The 16,730-nt window shown below is 60.8% G+C and carries 14 protein-coding genes; 10 read left to right on the top strand and 4 right to left on the bottom strand.

All coding sequences use genetic code 11. The features are described from left to right. Positions 1–10 precede the first annotated feature (10 nt). The 6 genes from FQ320_RS18080 to FQ320_RS18105 all read left to right on the top strand — a co-directional run bounded on the left by FQ320_RS18080 (position 11) and on the right by FQ320_RS18105 (position 7,265). Positions 11–976: an ABC transporter permease gene (locus tag FQ320_RS18080; protein ID WP_148474741.1), complete on the top strand. Its 966-nt coding sequence runs from the start codon at positions 11–13 to the stop codon at positions 974–976. A gap of 1 nt (position 977) precedes the next feature. Beyond that, positions 978–2,537, top strand: coding sequence for a sugar ABC transporter ATP-binding protein (locus FQ320_RS18085; protein WP_148474742.1), 1,560 nt, complete (start codon positions 978–980; stop codon positions 2,535–2,537). Between the two features lie 380 nt (positions 2,538–2,917). Then, entirely contained in the window at positions 2,918–3,982 is a 1,065-nt protein-coding gene (locus tag FQ320_RS18090) for an ABC transporter ATP-binding protein (protein WP_148474743.1), read from the top strand. Between the two features lie 79 nt (positions 3,983–4,061). Continuing rightward, on the top strand, positions 4,062–5,363 hold the full coding sequence (locus FQ320_RS18095) for an ABC transporter substrate-binding protein (RefSeq protein WP_222861640.1): 1,302 nt from the start codon (positions 4,062–4,064) through the stop codon (positions 5,361–5,363). Between the two features lie 65 nt (positions 5,364–5,428). Next, positions 5,429–6,364 (top strand): carbohydrate ABC transporter permease, encoded by a 936-nt coding sequence (locus FQ320_RS18100; RefSeq protein ID WP_148474744.1) that lies wholly within the window; start codon positions 5,429–5,431, stop codon positions 6,362–6,364. A 13-nt stretch (positions 6,365–6,377) separates the two neighbouring features. Further along, positions 6,378–7,265, top strand: a complete 888-nt coding sequence (locus FQ320_RS18105) for a carbohydrate ABC transporter permease (RefSeq protein ID WP_148474745.1) — start codon at positions 6,378–6,380, stop codon at positions 7,263–7,265. A gap of 85 nt (positions 7,266–7,350) precedes the next feature. Here the strand turns inward: FQ320_RS18105 and arsC are convergent, their stop codons facing one another. Genes arsC through FQ320_RS18120 form a run of 3 tightly spaced genes read right to left on the bottom strand, consistent with a single transcriptional unit; the run spans position 7,351 to position 9,195 of the window. Beyond that, complete coding sequence (gene arsC, locus FQ320_RS18110; RefSeq protein ID WP_148474746.1) at positions 7,351–7,758, bottom strand: arsenate reductase (glutaredoxin); 408 nt, start codon at positions 7,756–7,758, stop codon at positions 7,351–7,353. Next, complete coding sequence (gene arsB, locus FQ320_RS18115; RefSeq protein WP_148474747.1) at positions 7,755–8,822, bottom strand: ACR3 family arsenite efflux transporter; 1,068 nt, start codon at positions 8,820–8,822, stop codon at positions 7,755–7,757. The genes arsC and arsB overlap by 4 nt, the downstream gene beginning before the upstream one ends. Positions 8,823–8,865: 43 nt before the next feature. Beyond that, on the bottom strand, positions 8,866–9,195 hold the full coding sequence (locus tag FQ320_RS18120; protein WP_148474748.1) for a helix-turn-helix transcriptional regulator: 330 nt from the start codon (positions 9,193–9,195) through the stop codon (positions 8,866–8,868). Positions 9,196–9,853: 658 nt separating this feature from the next. Here FQ320_RS18120 and FQ320_RS25770 point away from each other — a divergent pair. The 4 genes from FQ320_RS25770 to FQ320_RS18140 all read left to right on the top strand — a co-directional run bounded on the left by FQ320_RS25770 (position 9,854) and on the right by FQ320_RS18140 (position 15,240). Next, positions 9,854–10,408 (top strand): EF-hand domain-containing protein, encoded by a 555-nt coding sequence (locus tag FQ320_RS25770; RefSeq protein ID WP_187393957.1) that lies wholly within the window; start codon positions 9,854–9,856, stop codon positions 10,406–10,408. A 290-nt stretch (positions 10,409–10,698) separates the two neighbouring features. Next, positions 10,699–10,800 carry a hypothetical protein gene (locus FQ320_RS26525; RefSeq protein WP_255509595.1) on the top strand — a complete coding sequence of 34 codons (102 nt, stop codon included), beginning with the start codon at positions 10,699–10,701 and terminating at the stop codon, positions 10,798–10,800. 52 nt (positions 10,801–10,852) lie between these two features. Then, positions 10,853–12,133, top strand: coding sequence for an efflux RND transporter periplasmic adaptor subunit (locus FQ320_RS18135; RefSeq protein WP_148474751.1), 1,281 nt, complete (start codon positions 10,853–10,855; stop codon positions 12,131–12,133). Next, positions 12,130–15,240, top strand: coding sequence for an efflux RND transporter permease subunit (locus FQ320_RS18140; protein ID WP_148474752.1), 3,111 nt, complete (start codon positions 12,130–12,132; stop codon positions 15,238–15,240). Before FQ320_RS18135 ends, FQ320_RS18140 begins: the two co-directional genes overlap by 4 nt. A gap of 251 nt (positions 15,241–15,491) precedes the next feature. Here FQ320_RS18140 and FQ320_RS18145 read toward each other — a convergent pair whose 3' ends face one another. Beyond that, on the bottom strand, positions 15,492–16,697 hold the full coding sequence (locus FQ320_RS18145; RefSeq protein ID WP_148474753.1) for a cation:proton antiporter: 1,206 nt from the start codon (positions 16,695–16,697) through the stop codon (positions 15,492–15,494). Between the last annotated feature and the right edge of the window lie 33 nt (positions 16,698–16,730).

The following is a 16,730-nucleotide window of genomic DNA, read 5'->3' on the forward strand; positions in this document are numbered from 1 at the left end:
AAGAGGATTCATGATACAGATTTCCCGTCTCTCCCGCACCGATTGGTTCGGTCCGCTTCTGGCGACACTCATCGCCATCACGGTGATCCAGGGGTTTAACGATAATTTCCTGTCACCGTTCAATATCCAGATTCTGCTTCTGGCGATCGCGGTAAACGCGCTGGTGGCCTTTTCGCAGATGATCATCATTGCCATCGGTCAGATGAATCTGTCGGTGGGCGCGATTGGCGGGCTGGCTGCAATTTCCTTCGTGGGCGCGATGGAGGTCTGGGGACTTCCCGCACCGCTTGCAGTGATCCTCGCGCTGGTCATCGGGGTGGGCTGCGGCGTGCTGAACGGGGCGCTGATCCGCATCACCGGGATTTCGGCCTTTGTCATCACCCTTGCGACCCTGTCGATCTTCAAGGGCATCAATCTAGGCATCACCGAGGCGCAGCCATTCTATGGCGTGCCCGACAGCGTCAAATCCTTTGGCGCCGCACTTTTGGTCGGGCCGATCCCATGGCTGGCCGTGCCCACGGTTCTGGTCACCGTGGCAATGTGGTTCATGCTGCGCCGCATGCCGGTGGGCCGATTCATTCTGGCGGTGGGCAGCAATGAACACGCCGCCGGGCTTTCAGGCATATCGGTGGGCGCGACAGTGATCATCGCCCATGCGGTTTCGGGGCTTCTGGCGGCGATTGCCGGGGTGCTGGTGGTGGCGCGGTTGCAGATCGGCCAACCCTCGATCGGTGACGACTGGCTGATCCTGTCCTTTGCGGCACCTGTGATCGGCGGAGCAATTCTTGCGGGTGGCCATGTCAGCGTGACAGCCACGCTTTTGGGAGTGGTGATCGTGGCGATCATCACACAGGCGCTGGTGCTGTTTTCCATTGATCCGTTTCTGGTGCAGGTCGTTCTGGGCGCGATGATCCTCGCGGCGGTTGGCCTGAACAAGCTGCGCGCGCGCCAGCCCGTCGGCAAGGGGAGTGCTTAGGATGAGCGAGCAAAAGGCGATCTTCGAAGCGCGCGGCATCGAAAAGGCGTTCCCGGGGGTCATGGCGCTCAAAGGTGTGAACATGACCCTGATGCCGGGGTCGATCCACGCGCTGTTGGGAGAAAACGGCGCAGGGAAATCCACCCTGATCAAGGTGATCACCGGCGTCCATCTCCCCAGTGCCGGAACCCTGCTTCTGGACGGTACCGAGACGCAATTTTCCAGCCCACGCGATGCCATCGCCAAAGGCATCGGCGTGGTCCATCAGGAACGCAATCTGTTCCCACGATTTTCCGTCGCCGAGAACATCCATCTCGAACAACTTGCGGCGGGATACCTCAAACCGATCAATTATTCTGCGTTGAATGAAGGCGCGCGGCCCTGGCTTGAGGCGCTGGATCTCGATATTGATCCAGCGACCCCGGTGTCGGAACTTTCCGTTGCGCGGATGCAGCTTGTCGAGATCGCCAAGGCCCTGTCGCTGCAAAGCCGGGTGCTGCTGTTGGATGAGCCTACCGCATCCCTCACCTCAAGCGAGACCGAGCGTCTTTTCACCATCCTGCGTCGTCTGCGCGACGGCGGCACCAGTCTGGTTTTTGTCAGTCACAAGCTTGAGGAAGTGCAGGAGATCTGTGACCGGGTGACCGTGCTGCGCGATGGGGCCAACGCCTGCGAAAGCCGTTCGATGGACGGGATCGGGCGGCACGACCTGGTTCAGATGATGATTGGCCGCGCCGAGGGTGCAGCCGCCTGGCGCCACCGCGACACGACCGGACAGCCCGAGGTTCTGGGCCTGTCGGACGTCTCTACTTCGCTGGGCCACAAGGGTGTGAACCTGTCGGTCCGAAAGGGCGAAATCGTCGGGCTTTACGGTTTGGTCGGTGCCGGACGTACCGAACTGGCCAAGGCGATCATGGGAAAGTTCAAAGTGACCGCAGGCAAGGTGCAGGTCAACGGCAAGGCGGTCACAATCCCCAATGTCGCCAGCGCAATTCACGATCACGGCCTTGGTTATATCAGTGAGGATCGCAAGAGTGAGGGGCTGATCCTGCAACATTCGGTGTTGGCCAACGCGGGCGTGCCGATCTGGCGCAAGCTGGCGGGCCGGTTTGGCGCGCTGCGCGATAAGCGGATTCACGATGCCGTGCTGCCCTATCTGCAAAAGCTCGAGGTCAAGACGCCCAGTCTGAACCAGACGGTGGCGAACCTTTCCGGCGGAAACCAGCAAAAGATCAGCGTCGCCAAATGGCTTGCCGCAGGTGTGCAATTTTTGATCGTCGATGAACCATCGGTCGGAATCGACATCAAAACCAAGGCGTATTTGCACGAGCTTTTGCGCGAACTGGCGGATGCAGGCACTGCAATCCTGGTTATTTCAAGCGATATGCCGGAAATGATCGCGCTGGCGGATCGGATCGTGGTGATGGACGATTACCACATCACCGGCGAGGTGACCAATAGCGGGGTCTATGACGATATCAGCCACGCGATCATGGGATTGATCCATGACGCCGAAGAGGACAGTGGCGCCGTTGTGCCGCTGAAGGAAATCTCGGTGTAGTCCCTGTCGATAAGAGACTCCTTTGGCGCTTGTCAGATCGAACCGACTTGAGGCGGGCAGGGCGGTTCTGTGGCGGCTGACCACGATCAAACGCTCGCCTTTTCGATTCCTCATAAGCAAGCCGGAGATCATTTACTCGGCAGGGGTCTTGGCGGGGATGGCGTATTCTCCGTTCCCGATTGCGACCCACATTTTTGCTGACAGCGGCAATTCCCGCCGGGATCGGGACGATCCGCCCACCCTGATGCGGCGGACCCAAGTGAATGCCGCAAGTCCCCGAACTCTGCCAAGCTCAAACTCGCGGGGTTCAGGGTTGCCGGTCATAATATCGTGTGCTACCCGTTGAAGACTCGTGCCTGTTTCTGGGAGGAAATTAACGCATGGCTACGGTGGGTTTCCGGAACGTGCGCAAGGCTTTTGGCAGCGTCGAAGTGCTGCACGGGGTCAGTTTCGACATCGAAGAGGGCGAGTTCGTCGTGTTGGTCGGCCCGTCGGGATGCGGCAAATCGACCCTGCTCCGGTTGCTCGCGGGGCTCGAGCACATTTCCTCTGGTGATATCCTGATTGGCGAGCGGGTGGTGAATGATATGCCCCCCAAGGAGCGCGACATCGCCATGGTGTTCCAGAATTACGCGCTCTATCCGCATTTGACGGTCGGCGAAAACATGGGGTTCTCACTCACGCTCGCAAATCGGCCCAAGTCCGAGATCGCCGAGAAGGTCGGACCGGCTGCCGAAATCCTCGGGCTGTCCAACCTGCTTGATCGTTATCCACGCCAGCTTTCGGGGGGTCAGCGCCAGCGCGTCGCCATGGGGCGCGCCATCGTGCGCGATCCGCAGGTTTTCCTGTTCGACGAGCCGCTTTCCAACCTTGATGCCAAGCTGCGGGTCTCGATGCGCGCCGAGGTGAAAAACCTCCACCAGCGTCTCAAGACCACCACGGTTTATGTCACCCACGACCAGATCGAGGCGATGACCATGGCCGACCGGATCGTCGTGATGCAGGACGGGATCGTCGAGCAGATCGGCGCGCCGCTCGAACTCTATGACAGCCCCGCCAACCTCTTTGTCGCGGGCTTTATCGGCTCCCCGGCGATGAATATGCTTTCGGGGCGGATCGACCCGGACAATTCCAGCCGTTTCATCAGCAAAGAAGGCGTCGCTCTGCCCATTGGCCGGCCACTGGTCGAGACGCCGAAGGGCGGTGCAATCTACGGACTGCGGCCCGAGGCGATGCGGCTTGGCGGCGATGTCCGCCTCAAGGTGGAGGTGGTCGAGCCGACCGGATCGGAGACACATGTGATCGGGCGCCTCGGCGGCGTCGAGGTGGTCGGCGTTTTCCGCGATCGCATCGAAGCCAGACCGGGCGACGAGATCGGATTTTCCATCGACACGACCGCGACGCATCTGTTCGACGCGGCATCGGGAAAGCGCGTCTCAATCTGAGGCGCGGTCGGGCGAATCGCCGGGCCGCGGGGCCCCGGGGTTCGAAAGATGAATGACCCCGCCACAAGGAGAGACGTCCGTGACTAACATTGACCGCAGATCTCTTATGGCCGGCGTCGCCGGCCTCACCGCGACCACAGCCCTCGGTGGCCGGGCGTTCGCCCAATCCGCCCCAACGTTCACGCCCGAGGATGGCGCCAGCCTGCGCCTTTTGCGCTGGGTTCCTTTCGTCACGGGCGAGGAGGAGGCCTGGAACGCGAACACCAAGGCCTTTACCGAGGCCACCGGCGTCGAGGTCCGGATCGATCAGGAGAGCTGGGAGGACGTGCGTCCCAAGGCGGCGGTGGCGGCAAATGTCGGCTCGGGCCCGGATATCGTGATGAGCTGGTTCGATGACCCGTTCCAGTATCCAGACAAGCTGGTTGATGTGACCGATCTTGCAAATGCCATCGGCGAGGCGAATGGCGGCTGGTATGATGGTCTGCGCGACTATGCGGTAAAGGACGGCCGGTTCATCGCCCTGCCGCTCGCGGCGATCGGGAACGCCATCTGTTACCGCGACAGCCATGTGAAGGCCGCAGGCTTTTCCGAGTTTCCAAGCGACAGCGCAGGATTTCTTGAGCTTTGCAAGGCAATGAACGCCAATGGCACACCCGCCGGTTTCCCGCACGGTAAAGCTGTCGGTGATGGCAACAACTATGCCCATTGGTTGCTCTGGAGCCAGGGCGGCAAGATGATCAACGAAGATGGCACGGTGGGCATCGACACCGCCGAGGCCCGCGAGGCGATTGAATATGCCAAGGCGCTCTATCAGACCTTCATTCCCGGCACCGAGAGCTGGCTCGACATCAACAACAACCGCGCCTTCCTCGCCGGGCAGGTCTCGCTGACCGCCAACGGCGTTTCGCTCTATTACGCCGCGGCCAAAGACCCGGCGATGGCCGAGATCGCCGAGGATATCCGCACGACCAACCTGCCGATCGGTCCGGTCGGCAAATCAGTCGAGCTGCATCAGACCACGTCGCTCTCGATCTTCAACCACACGAAGTATCCCGAGGCGGCCAAGGCCTATCTCCAGTTCATGTATGGCACAGACCGCATGAACGCCTGGATCGAGGGCGCCAGCGCCTATTGCTGCCAGGCGCTGAAGGGCTTCGCGGACAACCCGGTCTGGACCTCTAACCCGGTTCATGCCGCCTATGCCAAAGCCTCGGAAAGCCTGCGGCCGAACGGCTATGCCGGACCGCTTGGCTATGCCTCGGCGGGCGTCATGGCCGACTATGTTCTGGTCGATATGTTTGCCGAGGCGGTTATCGGTCAGTCCTCGACCGACGACGCCATCGCGAACGCGGCGCGCCGCGCGAACCGCTACTACAGATGAGCCGGGCCGGCGGGCAGGGGCGAGCATCCCCGCCCGCCGCACCGCGCTCGCGAAGAGGGGCCGAAATGGGTAAAGCCACGACATCCGCGCGTAACGGAACATTCCTCGGCAGGCTGACCGGGAGCAAGAACGGCCTCGGGCTGATTTTCATGCTGCCCGCAGCCACATTTCTCCTCTGCTTTCTCACTTATCCGCTCGGGCTTGGGGTCTGGCTCGGCTTTACCGATACCCGCATTGGCCGCGCCGGCGAGTTCATCGGTCTCGAGAATTACATCTGGCTGCTCGACGATCCGGTTTTCCGGCTCTCGGTTTTCAACACGATCCTCTACACCTCGGTCGCCTCGGTGCTGAAATTCGGTCTGGGCCTGTGGCTCGCCCTGCTCCTGAACGAAAAGCTGCCGATGAAATCGCTGTTCCGGGCGATAATCCTCTTGCCTTGGGTCGTTCCCACGGTGCTTTCGGCGCTGGCGTTCTGGTGGATTTTCGACAGTCAGTTCTCGATTATCTCGTGGATCTTGATGAAATGGGGCTGGATCGACACCCCGATCAACTTCCTCGGAGATCCGACCAACGCGCGCGCCGCGGTGATCGCCGCCAACGTCTGGCGCGGCATCCCCTTTGTCGCGATCTCGCTGCTCGCCGGACTCCAGACCATTCCCGCCTCGCTCAATGAAGCTGCGGCGCTGGACGGGGCGACATCATGGCAGCGGTTCCGCCGCATCACCCTGCCGCTGCTGACGCCGATCATTGCCGTCGTGATGACCTTTTCGGTTCTGTTCACCTTTACCGACTTCCAGCTCATCTATGTCCTGACGCGCGGCGGCCCGGTGAACGCCACCCATCTGATGGCGACCCTGTCGTTCCAGCGGGCTATTCCCGGCGGCCAGCTTGGCGAAGGCGCGGCGATTGCCGTTGCCATGATCCCCTTCCTGCTCGCCGCGATCCTTTTCAGCTTCTTCGGCCTGCAGCGCCGCAAATGGCAACAGGGCGGGGCCGATTGATGGAGAAACCAGCATGAGCGACCCGAAAGCGGCGGCCAGCGACGACATCGTCGGAATGGAGCAATTCAACTCGCTACAGCGGCGCATTTTCATCGTGTACCTGCCCTTGGCGGTTTTCGTATTCGTCCTGCTTTTTCCGTTCTACTGGATGGCGATCACGGCGATCAAACCGGATAACCAGCTCACCAACTATGAGGAATACAGCCCCTTCTGGGTGGTGGGTCCGACGCTTGAGCACATAAAGTATCTCTTCTTCGAAACCTCCTATCCGGGCTGGCTCTGGAACACGATGCTGGTGGCCACAGCCTCGACCGTGATCGCGCTGGCCGCATCGGTTTTCGCGGCCTACGCCATAGAGCGGGTGCGTTTCACCGGTGCGCGCGTTACCGGCCTGCTCATTTTTCTTGCCTATCTCGTGCCGCCGTCGATCCTGTTCATTCCGCTGGCATTCATTGTTTTTCAGGTCGGAATTTTTGATACGCGCCTCGCGTTGATCTTGACCTATCCGACCTTCCTGATCCCGTTCTGCACGTGGCTGTTGATGGGTTATTTCCGCACGATCCCGTTCGAGCTTGAGGAAAGTGCCTTGGTGGATGGTGCGACCCGTTGGCAGATCCTGACCCGCGTGATCTTGCCGCTGGCGGTCCCGGGGCTGATCTCGGCGGGCATTTTTGCCTTCACTCTTTCGTGGAACGAATTTATCTATGCGCTCACCTTTATCTCGTCATCCGAGAACAAGACCGTTCCGGTCGGCGTGCTGACGGAACTCGTGCGCGGCGACATCTACGAATGGGGTGCGCTGATGGCCGGTGCGCTTTTTGGATCGCTGCCCGTGGTGATACTTTATTCGTTTTTTGTGGACTACTATGTCTCGTCCATGACCGGCGCCGTGAAGGAATGATCGCAGTCTGATCTCGTCGCGGCTCAGGAGTCTCTCAACGAACCCATAACCAAACGGGTTGCGCGTATGACGAAGAGTGGCGGCTTTACTTGACGTCTGTCGGCTGCGTGCAGTCGTCTTTCGTCTCCGGCCCGGGTGGCAGGCGGTCGAGAAGCTCCAGCACCGCCTCGCTCGGGCGGCAGAGCCGGACACCCTTGGGCGAGCAGACGATGGGACGGTTGACCAGGACCGGATGGTCCAACATCGCCGCGAGCAGCGCCTCATCGTTGACGGCAGGATCGAGCAGCCCCAACGCCTCGGCCGGTGAATTCGTTATCCGCAGGGCGGTTCGGGGCGTCAGGCCAGCCGCAGCGAACAGCGCCAGAAGCTGCGGACGGGTCCAGCCGGTGTCGAGATAGTTGATGACCACGGGCGTTTCGCCTGATGCTTCGATCATTGCCAGCACGTTGCGCGAGGTGCCGCAGTCGGGGTTGTGGTGAATGACAATGGTCACGATGAACTTCTTTCAGTTGGAAACCAGTGCTGTGTCCTGTTGGCGAAGGCGACGAGGGAGAGCATCACTGGCACCTCGACCAGAACGCCGACGACCGTTGCCAGTGCCGCCCCTGAGCCAAGCCCGAAAAGGCTGATCGCAACGGCCACGGCCAGTTCAAAGAAGTTCGATGTGCCGATCAGCGCGCAGGGCGCGGCGACGTTGAACGGGATGCCCCAGGCCCGCGCCGCACCGTAGGCCAGGAAGAAAATGCCGTAGGATTGGATCAGCAGCGGCACGGCGATCAACGCGATGACCAGCGGGTGATCAAGAATGACCTCGCCCTGAAACCCGAACAGCAGCACCACCGTCACCAGCAGCCCGAAGATCGAGAACGGCTGGACGCGGGCCTTGAATGCATCCACAGCCGCCTCGCCACCTTGTTCGACAAGGGTGCGGCGGGTCAGATACCCGGCCAAAAGCGGCAGCATGACATAAAGGCCCACCGACAGCAGCAGCGTCCCCCAGGGCACGACAATATCCGTGACGCCCAGCAGGAAGGCCACGATGGGCGCAAAGGCAAAGACCATGACGACATCGTTCACGCTGACCTGCACCAGCGTGTATGTGGCGTCGCCGCGCGTCAGGTTCGACCAGACAAACACCATCGCGGTGCAGGGCGCAGCCCCCAGCAAGATCACGCCCGCCAGATAGGCTTGCGCGTCGTCCGGCGGGATCAGGCCCGCAAAGACGTGGTTGAAAAACAGCACACCGAGTGCTGCCATCGTGAAGGGCTTGATCAGCCAGTTTACCACCAGCGTGACGATCAACCCCTTCGGCTTGTCGCCCACCTGGCGCAGCGCACCGAAGTCCACACCGACCATCATCGGATAGACCATCGCCCAGATCAGCACCGCCACAGGCAGGTTGACCGAGGCAATCTCGAGCGAGGCCAAACCCGAAAAGACGCCGGGAAACAGATTGCCGAGCAACAGCCCTGCGCCAATCGCCAGCGCCACCCAGATGGAAAGCCAGCGTTCAAATGTTCCCAAACCTGCCGCAGCAGGGAGCGATGTATCGGTCATGTCAGACTTTCGTGGGCTGGAGTTCAGTTGGCCTTCGCGGCGCTCAAACACAGGCAAGTTCATCGAGGATAGGCTGGCACAACTCAGGGCAACCGCCGCAGCAATCCTCCATCAGGAAGCTCAGCAAGCCGCGCATCCCGTTCATATCGGCGAAATAGCGGATGCTGCGGCCCTCTCGTTCGTTCCGGATCAATCCCGAACGGGCCAAGATTGAAAGATTGGCCGACATGGTGTTCTGGCGAACCTTGAGGGTGTCGCCGATCTCTCCAGCCGACATGCCCGCAGTTCCGGCCTTGATCAGCAGGCGGAACACGTCAAGCCGGGTGGGCTGACTGAGAGCGGCGAAGGCGTCGAGAGCGTTTTCTTTATCCATATATCAAGAGATATGGATATGAATGAGGCGTGTCAACGTTCATTTGATGGGCAGTCATCCATCCAGCGGCAGACAGGCTGTCGCTTACAATCCACCCTCAGCACGATTTTCAAGCGTGGTCCTGCCGCCAAGGGTGATGACGATTCCGCGCGTAATGGATAGGCATGGCCACCGCGCCGACGGTTTGCAAGACTGCGCCTGTCGCCGCGCGCGCAAGACAGGGTGGACGCATCTCGTGCAATTGCCTGCCGGGCTGTGCGTCGACGGCTTCCATCGCAGGAATGCGGTCCGCAATCCACGCGACATCTCGGTCTTTGCAGGTTTGCCTGTCAAATTGCTGCTGCTGAATTTTAAGTGGCTCGCGAATGTCGCGGGCATCATCGATGATCAGAAACCGGGGTTGGTTCGGGGGTGTCACGGCGGTGCGCCTCGGACGCAGTTTGTGCCCCCGACGCTTCGTTGCGCCTTGTCCGCGCGAAGAATTGACCGACTGTCGGGCTTTCGGGAGCTTCGATTGTCGCAATTTGTATCAGGCTGCAACCCTGCGACAGATGACGACAAAGTGGCATTGGCGCTGACAAATCTTTTCGCGCAACACCCGCTAAGTGAGGTTCACCGAGGCGATACATGCCTCATCAGAACCACCAAAGGATACGACATGACGAACTCCAGACTCCTCCCCGGCAGCTTTATCGCCGTAGCCGCCCTGTTGTCGGGCCTGACCGTCGCCACCGCGCAGACGGCGACCGAGCCCGCAGCTGTTCAGGTCGAAAACACGACACAGGCATCTGAAAACAGGCGGGCCGATTCTCGCGAGGTCCGGGGTGATCGTGGCGGGCGCGGAATGTTTCGCCAGATCATGCAGAAGGTCGACGCGAATGGCGATCACGCCGTGACACAGGCCGAAATTGACACATTCCGCGCTGGGACCGTGGCTGAAGCGGACGCGTCCGGCGAAGGCGACGTCTCGCTTGAGGAGTTCAAGACAATCAATTTCGATCTGACTGGCGAACAGATGGTCGATGCTTTCCAGAAGCTTGACGCGGACGGCGACGGTGTGGTGACGCAGGCCGAAATGGACATCCGATTTGGTGATGTCGTCGAGCGGCTGGACCGCAATGGTGATGGCAAGCTGGACCGCGAAGATCGGGGTGGGCGCGACCACAAAGGCGCGGATCGTGATGGCCCTCGTCACGGCGACCGCCGCGGCTGACAAGGGTGTGGCGGTGGCAGGTTGGCCGCCGCCGCAATCACCCCGAGGGAAACAGAGACTGGAACGCACGCGGCATTCAGACCTGTGCGCGCATCATGGCAGAGACGGCAAATGGAACAGCAGACAGATACGCCAGCCCTTCGGGACAGCCGCACAACCTATCGTCTGGTCGCGCGACTTAACAATTGGGTGATCACGAGGTGAGCGCCTTTGGGTTGATCATTCCCGCGCAGGATAGGGTCGAATGGATTGCGAATGCCGCCGGGGCGGTGCATCAATTTGCTGCCTGGGTGCTGATCGGCCTGCTGATCGTTCATGTCTTGGCCGCGCTCAGACACTATTTTATCGACCGTGACACGACCTTTAGACATATGGTCGGACGAGGCATTTAAGATTACCCGGCAGGTCGAACGGCCCAGCCAGAACAGCATAAGGTTTTTTCGGATGCGAAAGTTCGTCACATTGGTCGTCGCAGCGTTGATCGTTGCCGGATCATATTTTGTCGCCTTTGGTGTTCCGGCATCTCTTGGCGTCATTTCCGGGATTGAAACAGAAGGTGGCGTGCAAGCGACCAAAACCGCCGCCGGTCCGCAAGCGGGACGCCCCGCCGGCAGGTCAGGTGGTGGCAGCGCAACGACAGTGGTTCTGACTCCGCTGGAATTGCAGCCCTACGAGGATATTCTGCGCGCCATCGGGAGTGCGAAAGCACTGCACAGTGCGGATGTGGTCGCGAATGCGTCCGGTGCAGTGACCGAGATCAACCTCGCTGCCAATCGGCAGGTTTCAGCTGGCGACGTGCTGGTGCAACTTGAGGCGCGTACCGAGGTGTTCAGCCTTGAGATCGCGCAGACCGAACTCGACCAGACCCGTGATATTATCCAGCGGTATGAGCGATTGCAGGCAACGAGAAACTCCACGGTAAGCGATGTCACGCTGTCCGAGGCCAGGGTTGCCGAACGTCTGGCAGAAGCAAAGGTCGGACTGGCGCAGACCGCGCTGGATGACCGAACGATCCGAGCCCCGTTCTCGGGCAAGTTGGGTCTGAGCAATTTGGAGATCGGCGATATCCTGTCTGCCGGCAGCGTTGTCGTGACCATCGACGATTCCGAAGCTTTGCTGGTGGAATTCGAATTGCCAGAGCGATCCATCGGTCTGCTGGCAAAAGATCAGATCGTCCTTGCAAGCACCCCGACCTTCACAGGAAGGGTGTTCGAGGGTGAGATCGTGTCCTTCGACAGCCGGATCGACAGCGTGACGCGCAGCGTGACGGTGAAGGCGCGGATCGAAAATCCTGATGCTCTGCTTTGGCCGGGCATGACATTCGCCGTCCGCATCATCAATGAAAGCGATCCGCTCGCGGTTTTGCCGTCCACAGCGATTACCTGGTCGCGCAGCGGCTCGAGCGTCTGGATCGAGAACAGCGGCGTTGCCGAACAGATCCCTGTGACGATCCTGTTTCGGCGCGATCAACAAGTGTGGATCAAAGCCGATATCGCAACCGGCACCATGGTGGTGACAGAAGGTGCGCAGAAACTGCGGGCCGGATCACGCATCACGGCGCCGGGCAGCCCGGCACAAAGACCGGATCGTACTTTGCCCCTGGCAGGTGACCGTCCAGCAGGAGACCGTCCAGTTGGTGACCGCCCAGCAGGGGACCGTCGCAACACGCCAGAAGTCGGGCAAGCCGATACAGGGCAACCAGCCGTGACCAAGGAACCGACATGAGCACCGCCAAACCTCAGGGCGGCAAGTTCGGCATCGCCAATCTTTTTGTCGCCCGCCCGTTGTTCGGCGTCGTCATTAACCTGCTGATCCTGATTGCGGGACTTGCGGCGCTTACCTTCGTGGACGTGCGCGAAATGCCGGATGTGGACCAGCCTGTGCTGTCGATCCGCACCACCTATGAAGGTGCCGTGCCCGCGACCGTCGACGAACAGGTGACGCAGGTGTTGGAGGACGCGTTGAGCGCCCTTGAGGGGCTGTCCTATATCGAGTCGAGCTCCACGACCGGTTCAAGCCGCATAACCATCGATCTTTCCGAAGGCACCGACGTCAACATCGCCGCGAATGAGGCGCGCGAAATCGTCTCGGCGACTCTGCGCCAGCTTCCCGATGATATCGACGATCCGACCGTATCGAAAAGCGACAGCAACGCCGACGCCATCATCCGCCTGGCCATTCTGGGCGATGCCACCTTCGATGAGATGACTGCGCTGGCCGAGGGGGTGATCTATGACCGCCTGTCACTGATCGACGGTATTGCCGAAGTCACCGTGCGCGGCAACCAGGCCAATGAGTTTCGCGTGACACTCGACATGCCCTCGCTGCTCAGCCGTGGGTTGACCGTGTTCGATGTGTCTGACGCATTGACGGCCCTGCGCGACGACACACCGCTGGGGACGTTGGAAACATCGTCGCAAACCGTGGCCCTGCGGGTTGGCAACGCAGATGTGACCGCTGACAGTGTTGGTCAGATCCCGGTCAATGCAACGACCCGGGTGTCCGACGTGGGTTTTGTTCAGTTGGTTCCCGAAGACAGCGATGTCTTTGCACGGGTCAACGGCCAGTCAGCGATAGGGCTCGACATCAGCCGCCAATCGGTCGGCAATACATTAGAGATTTCAAAGGCGGTGCGCATTGCCGTCGAAGAGCTGCGCGCAGACCTGCCCGAAGGGGTAGATATGGTCATTACCTCGGATGATGGGATTTTCATCGAAGGGTCCATCGATGAAGTGGTCAAATCCATCGGGCTGGCCACGGTCATCGTCATCGCGGTGATCTTTGCCTTCCTGCGCTCGCCCCGCGCGACACTGATCCCTGCCGTCACCATCCCCGTGGCGCTGATTGGCACCGTCGCCGCGATCTGGCTGGCCGGGTTTTCGGTGAATACCATCAGCCTTCTGGCACTGGTGTTGGCCACGGGAATGGTTGTCGATGACGCCATCGTGGTGATCGAAAATATCGTGCGCAAGCGCAAACAGGGCATGGGGGCCTTTGCAGCCGCCGCCGCCGGCACGAACGAAGTGTTCTTCGCCGTCATCTCGACGACTGCAACGCTGGCCGCCGTCTTCATCCCGATTTCGTTCCTGCCGGGGCAGGCGGGTGGCGTGTTCAGCGAGTTCGGATTTGTTCTGGCCTTTGCTGTCACCCTGTCATCCATCACGGCACTGACACTGGCACCCGTCCTTGCCGCGTTCCTTGACCCCGGCAAGCCTGATCCAAAAGCGTCTGGCGCGCCCGACAAGCCGGGGTTCATTGCGCGTGGTTTTGATACGGTTATGGACCGGGCAATCCGCGCGCCAGTGATCGTGCTGGCCGTTGCCATCGGATTCGCGCTTATCGCGGTTGGGGGGGCGTCCTCGCTATCCTCCAGCATTACGCCCGAAGAAGATCGGGGGTTCTTTCTGATCCAGGCGCGGGGCGCGTCTGACACCACCGCCGAGTATCTTGAAACACAAGTCACGCAGGTCGAGGCGATCCTGACACCCTACCGGGAAAGTGGTGAAATCGCTGCGGTCCAGAGCATCATCGGTGTCGGCGGCGGCACCAGCGCCTTTATCATCGTGCGCCTTCCGGATTGGGCAGACCGCGACCGCAGCCAGCAAGAGATCATCGCAGATATCAGCCGCCAACTGACCGATGTGCCGGGCGTTCAGGTCAACGCCCGCTCGACCAACAGCCTGAATATCCGGGGCGCTGGGCGCGGTCTGCAATTCGCGGTCACCGGCACCGATGTCGTCGCGATGACCAACGCCGCTGACGCTCTGGTGGCAGCCATGTCCGACGACGAGACCTTCATGAACCCGCAGCTTTCCAACGACAGCGTGCAGGCGCAATACGAGTTGCGGGTCGACCCGGACATGGCGCGCGTGTTCGGCCTGACCGAGGCTGAAATCGCCCGGACCGTAAGTGCCATGGTTCAAGGCAGGATCGCCGTCACCGTGTTCGAAAACGATACCGAAACCAAGGTAAACGTGGTGCCGGGCGGCCCGCCGATCAACGATCCTTCGGACCTTGAATCGATCTTCTTGCGTCTGCCGGGCGGTGCCTATGTCCCGGTTTCGGCGGCGGCTACTCTGGAGCCGGTGGTCAGCCAGTCGCAGATCAGTCGGCAGGGCGGATCGCTGGCGGTATCGGTACAGGCCAACCTTGGCGAAGGTGTCGATCTTGGCGCGGCCATGACGCAGTTGAGCGAGATTGCAGCAGACACGCTCCCGGACGGAATGGGGATCATTTTTACCGGTGAAGCGGCGACGCTGACGGACGGCCAGTCGGCGATGTATATGGTATTTGCTGTGGCGTTCGTGGTGGTGTTTCTGGTGCTTGCGGCGCAATTCGAAAGCGTGGCCAGCGCGGTTGTCATCATGCTGACGGTTCCATTTGGTCTTGCCGCCGCGCTTCTGGCGATTTCACTGACCGGCGGATCGCTGAACTATTACAGCCAGATCGGGTTGGTGATGCTGATCGGTGTCATGGCGAAGAACGGCATCCTGATCGTTGAGTTTGCCAACCAGTTGCGCGAGGCCGGTCAGGATATCGACAGCGCCATCCGCGACGCCCTGCGTCTGCGCATCCGGCCGGTGATGATGACGATGGTTTCGACCGTGTTCGGCGGCCTGCCTTTAATCCTGACATCAGGGGCCGGGGCCGAGGCGCGGATCGCGGTTGGCTGGGTGATCGTCGGGGGGCTTGGCTTTGCCACCGTGTTCACCCTGTTCCTGACGCCGGTATTCTATCGCTGGATCGCAGTCTGGGGTGCCGAACCCGGCATGGCGTCCAAGCGATTGAGCCGTGAAAATTCAACAGCTATGGCTGTGGCGGCAGAGACATAGCTGTTCCGGGCGGCGAGCGGGCCACGACGGTCGAAATGAACCCCTGCGCGCCGCCAGCGGCGCTCTGGGTGGGAGGGCATCCGACTTTTGAGCCGCGAGCCTAAGTGCGACGGACGTTAAGCTCCCGTGCCGCTATTGATCCGGTCTTCTTGAAATTCTCACTAGGATTTGACGGGTTTGATATTTCTGTCTGAGCACGGGTTTTCACGTCGATACGTTGCAAACGAAGGCTCTCGACAAGATCACATCGGTTATTCTGCGGTGACTTTGCCGGATGTTCGCCCGGCAAAGGCTTTGGCCAGTGGCACTGAAGTCACGCCGTGCAGCAGTGCGCTTATCCAGACCGTATTGATCGCAAGATGAAGGATGAAGTCCCCCAGCTCGGGGGCGAGCTGTTCGGCGACCAACAACGCAAAGAGCGCCGTCGCCAAGCCACGCGGCCCAAACCAGCCGATGAATAATCTGCTGGCGGGGTCCGCATCCGAGCCGATCAGAGACAGCCAGATGGCCAGTGGCCGGACGATCAGCAGGCTCAGCGCGATTGCCGCCACCATCGGGGCATCCAGACTTGTGATCGCATCGGGCACCAGCAAGGCGCCGATAAGAAAGAAGGCCGACCATGAAAGCAGCTGACCTTCACTTTCGGAAAAATCGAACACGAACTTGCAGCGGTCACGGACGATACAGGCAAACCCGATACCCGCCGCGAAAGCAGCGATGAACCCGTTGCCGCCGACAGTAGTCGCCGCGAAATAGGCCGCAGCGGCGAGGGACAATGTGGCGATCCCCTCATAGAGCGGCGAGGTCAGGGCGCGATCCTGCGCTGCGATCAGCCCGACCCCGCCCAGCACGCCCAGCCCTGCACCGACCAACGGGCCGAGTGTGACCTGAAGAAGGGTATAAAGCACCCAGCCGCCCGCCGGTGCCGAGGCAGCCGGGGCCACGACAGCCGCGAGCATCAGGATCAGCGGCAGGGCGATCCCGTCGTTCAGGCCGCTTTCTATCGTGATCGCGCGGCGATGGCGTTCGGGAACGTCCGGGTTCATCACGACCGACTGACCCAGTGCGGCATCGGTCGGGACGAGTATTGCGGCAATCAACGCAGCGACGGCCAACGGCCAATCCGGAAACAGCAGCCAGCAGATCACCGTGCCACCCAGAAATGCCAGCGGCATCCCAAGAAGCAGGGTGCGCAAAGGCCATGTGTGGCGACGAAGAAGGCCGCGGATATCAATGCGGGCGGCATCCAGAAACAGCAAAATGACAAGCGAGATCTCGGCGAGGACGTGCAGGTGATCTTCGGTGATCTGCTCTGGAACAAGATCGCCCCACGCCAGAAGCGTCCCGAACCCCAGCGCAAGCATGGGGGCCGTGACGATCGTCCGGGTGAACCACTGCCCCAAGAGACAGAACGCCATGAGGAACATGGCGATGAGAAGGAGGGACAGATGCTCCAATCAGCGGGCCGTTGCTGTCGGGGTCGCCGTTGT

Origin of the sequence: Oceaniovalibus sp. ACAM 378 (assembly GCF_008085915.1) — a bacterium.
Classification (GTDB): Bacteria; Pseudomonadota; Alphaproteobacteria; order Rhodobacterales; family Rhodobacteraceae; genus Oceaniglobus.

Bases quoted from the DNA above. Each gene is read 5' to 3' on its own strand.
- FQ320_RS18080 (WP_148474741.1), top strand. From the start codon at position 11: ATGATACAGATTTCCCGTCTCTCCCGCACCGATTGGTTCGGTCCGCTT.
- FQ320_RS18085 (WP_148474742.1), top strand. From the start codon at position 978: ATGAGCGAGCAAAAGGCGATCTTCGAAGCGCGCGGCATCGAAAAGGCG.
- FQ320_RS18090 (WP_148474743.1), top strand. From the start codon at position 2,918: ATGGCTACGGTGGGTTTCCGGAACGTGCGCAAGGCTTTTGGCAGCGTC.
- FQ320_RS18100 (WP_148474744.1), top strand. From the start codon at position 5,429: ATGGGTAAAGCCACGACATCCGCGCGTAACGGAACATTCCTCGGCAGG.
- FQ320_RS18105 (WP_148474745.1), top strand. From the start codon at position 6,378: ATGAGCGACCCGAAAGCGGCGGCCAGCGACGACATCGTCGGAATGGAG.
- arsB (WP_148474747.1), bottom strand. From the start codon at position 8,822: ATGACCGATACATCGCTCCCTGCTGCGGCAGGTTTGGGAACATTTGAA.
- FQ320_RS18120 (WP_148474748.1), bottom strand. From the start codon at position 9,195: ATGGATAAAGAAAACGCTCTCGACGCCTTCGCCGCTCTCAGTCAGCCC.
- FQ320_RS25770 (WP_187393957.1), top strand. From the start codon at position 9,854: ATGACGAACTCCAGACTCCTCCCCGGCAGCTTTATCGCCGTAGCCGCC.
- FQ320_RS18135 (WP_148474751.1), top strand. From the start codon at position 10,853: ATGCGAAAGTTCGTCACATTGGTCGTCGCAGCGTTGATCGTTGCCGGA.
- FQ320_RS18140 (WP_148474752.1), top strand. From the start codon at position 12,130: ATGAGCACCGCCAAACCTCAGGGCGGCAAGTTCGGCATCGCCAATCTT.